9 protein-coding genes are annotated in these 9922 nt (G+C 39.9%); 7 read left to right on the top strand and 2 right to left on the bottom strand.

Annotated features, from left to right (window positions below):
• Nucleotides 1–230: hypothetical protein (locus PLA12_13685; protein HOQ33544.1), on the top strand; the 230-nt coding region annotated here is incomplete at its 5' end.
• Between the two features lie 363 nt (nt 231–593).
• Here the strand turns inward: PLA12_13685 and PLA12_13680 are convergent.
• On the bottom strand, nt 594–1148 hold the full coding sequence (locus PLA12_13680) for a DJ-1/PfpI family protein (protein ID HOQ33543.1): 555 nt from the start codon (nt 1146–1148) through the stop codon (nt 594–596).
• A 166-nt stretch (nt 1149–1314) separates the two neighbouring features.
• On the opposite strand from PLA12_13680, the gene PLA12_13675 reads away from it, so the two are divergent.
• From PLA12_13675 to PLA12_13650, 6 genes are all read left to right on the top strand, one after another.
• Nucleotides 1315–3042, top strand: a complete 1728-nt coding sequence (locus tag PLA12_13675; protein HOQ33542.1) for a metallophosphoesterase — start codon at nt 1315–1317, stop codon at nt 3040–3042.
• 83 nt (nt 3043–3125) lie between these two features.
• Nucleotides 3126–4085 carry a substrate-binding domain-containing protein gene (locus PLA12_13670; protein ID HOQ33541.1) on the top strand — a complete coding sequence of 320 codons (960 nt, stop codon included), beginning with the start codon at nt 3126–3128 and terminating at the stop codon, nt 4083–4085.
• Nucleotides 4082–5590, top strand: coding sequence for a sugar ABC transporter ATP-binding protein (gene gguA, locus PLA12_13665; protein HOQ33540.1), 1509 nt, complete (start codon nt 4082–4084; stop codon nt 5588–5590). The genes PLA12_13670 and gguA overlap by 4 nt, the downstream gene beginning before the upstream one ends.
• The gene (locus PLA12_13660) at nt 5580–6578 is read left to right on the top strand and encodes an ABC transporter permease (GenBank protein HOQ33539.1); all 999 of its coding nucleotides are present in this window, start codon (nt 5580–5582) and stop codon (nt 6576–6578) included. The genes gguA and PLA12_13660 overlap by 11 nt, the downstream gene beginning before the upstream one ends.
• Complete coding sequence (locus PLA12_13655; protein ID HOQ33538.1) at nt 6575–7408, top strand: hypothetical protein; 834 nt, start codon at nt 6575–6577, stop codon at nt 7406–7408. The genes PLA12_13660 and PLA12_13655 overlap by 4 nt, the downstream gene beginning before the upstream one ends.
• A 76-nt stretch (nt 7409–7484) precedes the next feature.
• The gene (locus PLA12_13650) at nt 7485–8027 is read left to right on the top strand and encodes a hypothetical protein (GenBank protein HOQ33537.1); all 543 of its coding nucleotides are present in this window, start codon (nt 7485–7487) and stop codon (nt 8025–8027) included.
• A gap of 152 nt (nt 8028–8179) precedes the next feature.
• Here the strand turns inward: PLA12_13650 and PLA12_13645 are convergent.
• Nucleotides 8180–9922: hypothetical protein (locus PLA12_13645; GenBank protein ID HOQ33536.1), on the bottom strand; the 1743-nt coding region annotated here is incomplete at its 5' end.

Below are 9922 nucleotides of genomic sequence, written 5' to 3'. Positions count from 1 at the left end.
CGGATGGGACGCATAGGACGGATGGGACGCATAGGACGCATGAGACACATGGGACACATGGGACAAATGAGACAAATGGGATGCATAGGACGCATGAGACGCACGGGACAAAGGGGACAAAGGGGGCGGATGGGATAAAGGGATGTATGAGACGCATGGGACGCATGGGACAAAGGGGACGGATGGGACGGATGGGATGCATTGGATACCTGAGACCTCTGAACAAATAGGATTTTTAGGTTTTGTGTTAACCTGCAAAATAATTATACCGTTTTTGGAGAGGAAAAATCGCTTTGGGAAAGGAAAATATCTTTTCGATAACCAATAATAATTGTATTGATTTTTTGTTCTTTTTTCCTCTTTTTTATCTCCTTTTATTAAAGTTTATTATTTCGCTATTGCTTACCGATATTATTAATACCACTCCCGCTCTCTTTCGTTTCATTTTCCCTTGAAACTCCCGCTGTATTACAATAATTAAAAAATTAAACCTTTATTTAGAAATCTCAATTGTAGTAATGATGATTTGTATACCTTTATTTTAACCTCTATCTTTTGGTGGAATGAAATATATAATTAGCAAAGGTGTAATTTTAATAGCGGACAAGGGTTTTTTCTACTTTATCGCGTAGTTCCTCTCCGCATAGAATTTCGATGAGTGTCAGGGCGAAATCCATGGCAACTCCCGGACCTCTACCTGTGATGATGTTTCCACTTACAACAACCTTTTCATCACAAATGTCTATTTGAGGAAAGTCGGATTTCTTTAAGAACCCGGGATAAGCAGTGGCTTTTTTCCCGTTGAGTAAGCCGTTTTCTGCCAATATATGTGGTGCGGCACATATTGCAGCAACATATTTTCCTGCTTTTGCCATATCTTTTATTAGGCGGATTACCCTTGTATCGTTTGCTAAATGGTCTGCGCCGGGAAGTCCCCCTGGCAAAACAACCATATCAAATTCTTCGTTTAATACTTCATTTAAAGTTTTTTGTGCCATTAGCAAGGCACCATGGCTGGCGTGTATCACTTTTTCATTATCCAGACAGGCTGTAGTTACTTCAAGGCCTGCACGGTTAAGTAAATCGATTACGGTTACCGTTTCAACCTCTTCGCACCCTTGAGCTAACAATACCAAAACTTTTTCCATATTAAACATCTCCTTTCATGGAATCCAATTTTTATATTTACAAATTATATTGTATCAACTCTATGGAAAACATTTCAGATAGGGTAGCTTGGTGGTTGGACATTCAGGTTGTTCAATTAAAAATAAATTCGTATAATCATGGAAAGGATATATATCAGGAGGTTTTATGGTTTCTGTTGTTTTATGTTTTATCCTATTGGTTCAGGGCGAAGCTAACAAAGCCTTAACGGATTATTATGCTTCTCTTGCGGGAAAAGCAGAAAATCTCCGTATGTTTCTCGTAGCCGACCCGCAAATAGGTCCTGCGGATAGTTCGGTTGGATTTGAGCGGGAATTGGAACAAACATTGTGTAAAATGGTGAATACAGCAAATCAGGAGCAGGTAGATTTAATTGTTTTCGATGGCGACCTTGTTGCTTTTCCCCGTCCAGATTATTTTTCTGCATTTGAAAAGGCAGTCCAGCCTCTAAAAATGCCTATGGTTTTAGTGCATGGAAACCATGATGGGAAGTATGAGGATGGATTGTTTTTATCTATGCAGGAACGGTTGTGTGGTTTTCGTTTGCCTGATTATGCCTTTGATTGTGGTTCTTGGAGGGTAGTTGTTTTATGCACACCGGATTTATTAGAAAAGAATGATTTTGAAGGGCAGATAGCATGGTTAGATAACGAACTTCATGAAGCATGGCGGCGCCCTGTGATGGTATTTTTGCATTATCATTTATTACCTGTAGGTCTGTCCCAATTAGAATATTACACTTACCCTAAAGATAGGAAAAACAAATTATTGGACACCATAGTGCGATATGGCAATGTTCAATATGTTTTTATGGGGCATGTTCATAATGGTATTAAAGCATCTGTTCGAACGGCATGGGAATATCAGGGCACCAAATTTGTTGTTTTGCCTACTTTAGTTCCTGGAAGAGCCTTTGGAGAGGAGTATCCCGAGTTTAATACCGAAAAAGACCGTGGATATTTTACAGAAGCCATTATTAATGGTTCGGATGTAAAATTGATAGGTCGTCAATTAGATACAGAGGCAAAACATGAGTATCCACCCAACTTCCCTGTATTTACGAAAGATATGGACCCTCGTGCTTTTATGAATTGGTGCCAGATGTCATCCTACAAAGGGATTAAAAATGGTGATTTTGAACAAGGTTTAACGGATTGGTTGTTTCCTGTACGATATCAAGCAGAACAGGAACCGGGGTTTATCCATGAAATACAAAAATGTGATAAACTTCCCGGGGAACAATCCCTGCATTTATTTGTCCGATATAAAGGGCATGCGTGGCAATACGATGAAAGCATAGATGCCTATCAAGTTTTACAAATACCGGATGGTGATGCAAAACCTGTTGTTAAAATGCAATATTACATTCCGAATAGTGAAAAAAGTTTTTATGGAGGTGGATTTATACGAGTGGCTTTATTTAAGGATAAAGAATTCTGCTGGATGTGGGTAGGTCATTGGGGAGCCCGTGAGGAGCGAGTTAAACATATACCAAAAATCTGGGCTTATCATGATGGAGTGTCTGCAAACCCCCAATTTCTGGACAAATGCAGAGAAGAAAGAAAATTTGTCTCCATGAGATTGCCCGATTACGGCTACCGTTCTCATCATATAACTCTTAATATCTCTGAACTTATCCATTCCTTATCGCCGGATATAAATTTTCAATCTTTATCTGCAAATACCCTGCTCATCATGTTGGGGGTCTGGTGCGGGAATGAAGAAGGCTCGTTTAGTGGAGCGTGGTTTGATGGTATAAAAGTAAATTGGAATAGTGAAGAACCTTCCATCATTGATAATCTATCTATAAATAATAAAATGTTTTTACAACCTTTCCCCTATAATTGTTGGTATACTGCAGGATACGACAAATAGAATTCCGAATTGACTTCAATTGGATTAATTGTTTTCAGGTATATTAAAATGAAGATATGTAAAATAAGGAATTTTTAATAGATATGTGCATTTTAAAAACAAATGGGTACCATTTAATTTTAGTAGCAATTCTACTACCTTTTTTAATGCTTTCCTGTTCAGGAAAAAAAGAAATAACAGGGCAGGAAAAAACAAAGCGAATAGTAGTGGGGGCTTCTTTGCTAACGCAGACACATGTTTTTTATCAAGATTTGGCAGGGGCAATGAAAGAGACTGCAGAACAAAAAAATATCCAGATGAAAATTCAGTATGCAGAATTTGACCCGCGAAAACAAAACGACCAGATAGAAATGTTTGTATTACAGGGGGTTCAAGCACTGGTAGTTGCCCCTACAGATTCCAGCGGAATGGCACCCGTTATAAAGCAAGCCATGGGAAAAAAAATTCCTGTGTTCACGGTGGATATTGCTGTTAAAGAAACTGAGGTTATTTGCCATATAGCCTCCGATAATTATCAGGGTGGAAATTTGTTGGGAGAGTTTCTGGCGGAGCAATTAAAAGGACAAGGGAAAGTCGCTATTATTGACCATCCTATGGTAACATCCGTTCAGGAACGGGTTAAGGGCTTTGAAGACGCCATTAAAAAATATCCTGGAATTACTATAGTCCAAAAAGTGCCGGGCGAAGGACAACGAGACAAAGCCATGCGTTCTGCTCAGGACTTGATTGCTTCTCGCTCGGATTTAGATGCCATTTTCGGGATTAACGATGATTCTGCTTTAGGGGCTCTGGCTGCGGTAGAATCTGCAGGATTGCAGGGAAAAATAAAGATTGTCGGATTTGATGCCACACCGGAAGCATGTGAAGCCATTCGTGAAGGAAAATCGCTGATTGCAGACATTGCTCAGTTTCCGAAGGAGATTGGTAAAACGGCAAGTGAAACGATTGCGGAATTTTTTCAGGGGAAAAATATTCCTCCTGTAAAATATATTCCTGTAAAATTGATTACACGCGAAACCTTATTAGAAGGGCAAAACAAATGAGCGATTTATTACTTGAGATGAGAGATATAACCAAACGCTTCCCGGGTGTTCTGGCATTGGATAGAGTAAGGTTGGAGGTCCGTTATGGAGAGGTTCATTGCCTTGTCGGGGAAAATGGAGCCGGCAAATCAACACTTATGAAAATATTGGCAGGTGCGGTTCCTATGGATTCGGGTCAGATTTTCCTTGAAGGGCAACCGATACAAATTACCTCTCCCTATCACGCCCAGCAATTGGGTATTAGCATGATATATCAGGAATTTAATCTTATTCCTTATTTAAGCGTTGCGGAAAATATTTTTCTTGGCAGAGAACCGCGTATTCCCAAAACCCCTTTTATAAATTGGAAACAAATGTATACCGAAGCACAGGAGGTATTGGAGCGTGTTGGGTTAAAATTGGATGTGCGAGTTCCTGTTGCAGAATTGAGTATTGCTCAACAACAGATGGTAGAAATTGCTAAGGCTTTAAGCATAAAGGCAAAAATAATTGTAATGGATGAACCATCTGCAACCTTGACAGACCATGAATTGAAAACTTTGTTTGAACTTATAAAAGTTTTAAGACGGCAAGATATAGGAATTATCTATATTTCCCATCGGCTTGAAGAACTCTATGAGATTGGAAATCGTGTTACGGTGATGCGGGACGGTCAGTATGTTGGAACTCATAATGTTTGTGATGTAACTCGTGAAGATGTGATTAAAATGATGGTGGGTCGTGAACTTACAGATGAGTATCCCAAGGTCTCTTTTCCTCGTGGTGAGGAACGATTAAGGGTGGAAGGTCTTACCCGTAAAGGTGCTTTTTATGATATTAACTTTTCGGTGCATTGTGGGGAAATCGTAGGTCTTACGGGTCTGGTTGGAGCGGGTAGAACAGAAGTGGCACGTGCCATATTTGGTGCAGACCCCATTGATGCAGGCAGGATTTATGTTGATGGAAGGGAAGTAAAAATCGGCTCTCCTCAGGAAGCCATAAAAAATGGTATTGGGCTGCTCACGGAAGACCGAAAAAATCAGGGCTTGGTTTTAGGTATGACCATTCGTGAAAATACAACCCTTGCCAACTTAAAAGAAATTACAAAAGGAATTTTCCTTAATCTTGCTAAAGAGCGACAGGTAGCAGAAAATTATGTGCATGACTTGCAAATCCGCACTCCATCTATTGAACAAATAGCCCAGAATTTAAGTGGTGGGAATCAGCAAAAAGTGGTTCTTGCCAAATGGCTTTTTACACAATCCCGCATCTTAATTTTCGATGAACCTACACGCGGTATTGATGTAGGTGCAAAATCGGAGATATTCAAACTCATGAACCGACTTCTGGAAGAAGGGGTAGCCATACTCATGATTTCCAGTGAATTGCCCGAAGTCCTGGGTATGTGCGACCGTATCCTCGTTATGCATGAGGGACACCTTGTCGGGGAATTGTCTCGCGAAGAAGCCACACAGGAAAAAATTATGCAGTTTGCCACAGGATATAAAAAACAGAATGTGGCTTAATCAGAGTATTAAAACACTTTTCTATCGTTCATGGGTTCCTTTAACCATTACTTTAATTCTCGAATTTGTTATTTTTGAAATCATAGGTAGAAATCAAGGGCAACCGGGCTTTGCTTCTCTATCCACCATCATTCTTATCTTAAATCAATTGTCCATTTTCGGAATTATGGCAGTAGGAATGACTTTTGTCATTATGTCGGGTGGAATAGATTTATCTATTGGTTCTATTGGAGCCACAGCAGGGGTTATATCTGCCATGTTAGCTGTTCGTTTTGCTTCCATTTCAGGTTCTTTTGTGCCATTCTCTTTCCTTGCAGGGATTATGATAGGTATTTTTATTGGTGTTATTATGGGAAGTATTATAACCCTATGGGATATACCGCCTTTTATTGTCACCCTTGCCTTTATGAGTTTATTGCGAGGTCTGGCGAATATTATTACGAATGGCAAACCTATCAGTCCTGTGCCCGAAGAATTTTTAGTTATAGGTAGAGGAATGTGGTTTCAAATCGTTCCTGTAAGTATTGTTATCTTTGGGCTAATATTTTTATCGGGGCTTATTCTTCTGCATTATACGCCCGCTGGAAGACATACTCTGGCTGTTGGAGGAAACGAAGAATCTGCCCGATTAAGTGGTGTGCCGATTAAGCGGATAAAATTGTTCGTATATATTCTATGCAGTGCCTTTTCTGCTCTGGCAGGGGTAATATTAGCATCGCGTATGGGTTCTGGAAGTCCCAAAGTGGGCATCGGTGATGAATTGGCTGTTATTGCGAGTGTTGTAATTGGAGGAACAAGTTTAAGTGGAGGAAAGGGCTCCTTGTGGGGAACATGGTTAGGGTTATGTGTTGTGTTTACATTAAACAGCGGTCTTAATTGGATTGGTATTGAGACCTTCGGGCAACAGGTAACATTAGGAATTGTTATCCTATCTGCGGTCTTAATGGACAAATTGCAAGGAAAATTAAAAGAACAACAAGAATCATGAAAAAATTTTTTGCCTTTATCTTACTTCCGTTATTTTTAGCCTATCCTTTTATCCCATTAGCATATTCGGAAAACGAACCCTTGCAGAAACAGGAATTAGAAAAATCACGAGATAAAATACTGGATTATATCCGCAAAAATAAATCCCATTTTAGAGTTGAGGACCTGATTTTATTAGACTATTTACAACGACGATTTGACCTGCCCGATGAATTCACTTTTAGTAGGTCTTTTATTCGAATTCCTACACCGCAGGATATAAAATCTCTGGAAACATACGGGAGATTGATAAATTACAAAGGTATTGAGTGGAAAAAGCCAAAACAGGCAGAGAGTTATATCTGGCTTGAATTAAAAGCCCTTTTCATTGATAAACAAGAGGACTGTCCAGATAAAATTACATTAATCCGACAAATCGAGGAACAATCCAAACGGGGGAAATATGAGACAACACATTCGGCACTGGCGTTAGCCTGGTTTCTTGAACGAAATTGCCTGTCTACTAATGATAACGATGTTCGACAATTAATAAACGAAATAGCCCATCGACTGTATTCGTTGACCTATTCCATCTCATTTCCTTCCGATTTAAAAGTGGAAGCATTGGCTTTTATTTGCTACCTTGGCAAGAAAAAAATCATCAATCGAGATGACATATACCCACTATTTTCTTTTCAGAGGGATGATGGAGCCTTCTCAGGGACAGGAACACCTTCCGAGGGAGTGAATGTTCACACAACCTTGCTTATACTCTGGCTTACTCTTGAATTTTTGAATGAAGATACTGTTTATACGGAACCCATGATTGTGGTTGTAAAAGAAAAAAACTAATTTTTAATGCATGAAACGATGTTCATCTTTTGAGCCCGGTTCCTTTACCCCAACACAATAAGGACGAATTCGGGAAATGTCTTCTTTCCCTACAGGAGTTTTAGGAGGAGGTGCTGATTTTGCTTTAGCCGGAGGTGCAGAGAGAGGTTGCCTCTTTGTTGGTGCGGAAATGGGAGTAGCCGAAGGATTTTCTACGGGTTTTCTGGGAGGAGGTGCTAATTTTGCTTCAGCGGGAGGTGCAGAGAGAGGTTGCCTTTTAGTAGGTGCGGAAATGGGAGTGGCCGGAGGATTTTCTACGGGTTTTCTGGGAGGAGGTGCTAATTTTGCTTCAGCAGGGGGTGATTGTAATGCCTTTCTTGGTTTAGGCACGGAAACAGGTTTTGCGGGAGGATTGGAAATAGGTAATCTCTTCGGTGGTTGTTTTATGGAAACAGCCGGAGGATTTTCTACGGGTTTTCGGGAAGGGGGTGCAGACTTTGACTCCGCAGGAGGATTCGTCAAAGATTTTTTTGGAGAAGGGGCTTTAATAGAAGTTGCAGGAGGATTTGTAAGCGGAGAACGAGACGGTGGCTTTCCTATTTCTTTTGCGGGTGGTTGTAATTTATATCGTGAATGGTAAGGTCCGCAACCTTCGGATGTATCCTCATTTGTTTGAGCAAAACAAAAACCACCACAAAAAAACAAAACCAGTAAAACCAGTAAATAATAGTAATTAACGCAACTATTTTTTAGTTGAGCAAATATCATTTTCATCCTATATAGTTAAAGTCATCAACCACCCGTTTTACCGGTAGCAGGAGCCGCAGGAGCCGTAGGAGCAGTAGCAGGAGCGGCAGGACGAGGTGCAGCACCGCCTCCTTGAGCGGCTTGCTTTTGTTGTGCTTCTTGGATTGCTTGCTCATAACGAACTTTTGCGACCTTCGCTTCTTCTATGCGTTTTTTCGATAGTTCAATAACATTTTGTTTCTGTTGTGTTAACGAAGGATTTTCATCATCTGGAATCACACTTACAATACTATCTACTTTTGCATAAGAAGATATGGCTTCTTCAAAGCGGTTATTTTCTTTATGCTGGTCTCCCTGGTCAATAGCATCACTGGCACGGTCTAAGATTTCATTTATCACATCGGAAATACTCTTTTTTACACGGCGAAGTCCACTCTTTGCATTGTTTTCTAAATCCTTAAAACGGTCATCTACAGAATTATACAAACTCACGGCGATACGATATGTTAATATAGCGTTTCCATAATCACCTGCAAGACGATATTTTTCTGCTTCTTCCTGTGTCTTTTCCGCCTGTGAAATGATGGCTACCAGCATGTTCCTGTATTCCGTTCGTTCTTTTATCTCTTGGTAAGTTGCCTGTATCATATCTACAATCTGTTTGTTGTCGCGGTCAAATTCTATAGCCTGCTGGAAACTATATAAGGCATCATTTAAATCTTCCTCTTTACCACCGGGTTGTCCAGCACGAGTAAACTTTGTCTGCCCTTCTTCAAAGTAGTAATTTCCTAATTTTTTAGCAATAGAATTGCGAAGTTCACCTACAGAATTGACATAAGCACTCCGCCAGAGTTGAACGGCTCTACTTTTTGCTTGCGGGTCATTTAAGCGATAAAAGGCATCGCCAATACGATTTACTGCTTCTGGAGGGTTTGTGCTAAGTTTTGTAAAGTTTTCATATATTTTATCTGCTTGATACATATTTTTCTTTACATCTAACAGATACTCGATTTCTTTTACAAAATACCATGCTCGTGTGCGGTCGGAAGGGGGACTTACCCAAATCCCTTCATCTTCAGGACGAAGGACGGTATACCATATATCCGAAATTGTTCGAACTGTTCTTACAAAATAATCCAATCCTGCTTTTGCAAGTAGACCATTATATCCTTTACCTAAACGGTAATCATTAGCAATCAATTTTTTATTTTCTAAAAAATAGGGACGCCGTTCAAAAAAGAATTTGTTTATATCCGTTACAAAAAAGCGTTGTGTTTTTGAAGCCTGATAGGCATAATTATCAAGTCTCTTATCTATATCTTCATTTACCTGTTTTTGCAATAACTTTTCTTCTTCTGTCCATGCAAACCCATACGGAATCATCACTTCCGAAACCATTGCTGATAAAACCCCTAAACGGTATGCATAGTAAGATGTTGGTCCAAATTTGCGTATATCCCGAAGTAGTTGTATTTCAGAGCTGATGGCTGTCAATACGGCTTTCTCATTTTCAAAAGAATAAAACTCTGCTATTGTTTGCCAGCTATCTGTGGCGCCTTGTATTGCTTCCTTTTCGTAACCTACACCTGCAGAACCCGTAGGACGAAATACATACGGGAATTCCGATTGTATCATTTGAATTGCCATAGTAGTTAGTGCCTGTCTGGCTCGTGGTCCCCATGCATAAGCAGGCGAAATGGATAACAATAAGATAGCCGTTAATCCTATTGTACGAACAAACCTTTGTGTGTTTTTTCCCATCGGTAACACTACATATTCCAGGAAAAT

The sequence above is a fragment of the Candidatus Hydrogenedens sp. genome (genome assembly GCA_035378955.1).
Taxonomy (GTDB): domain Bacteria; phylum Hydrogenedentota; class Hydrogenedentia; order Hydrogenedentales; family Hydrogenedentaceae; genus Hydrogenedens.
Note: the sequence above shows the minus strand (reverse complement) of the source record. Positions and strands in the feature narration are given on the sequence as shown.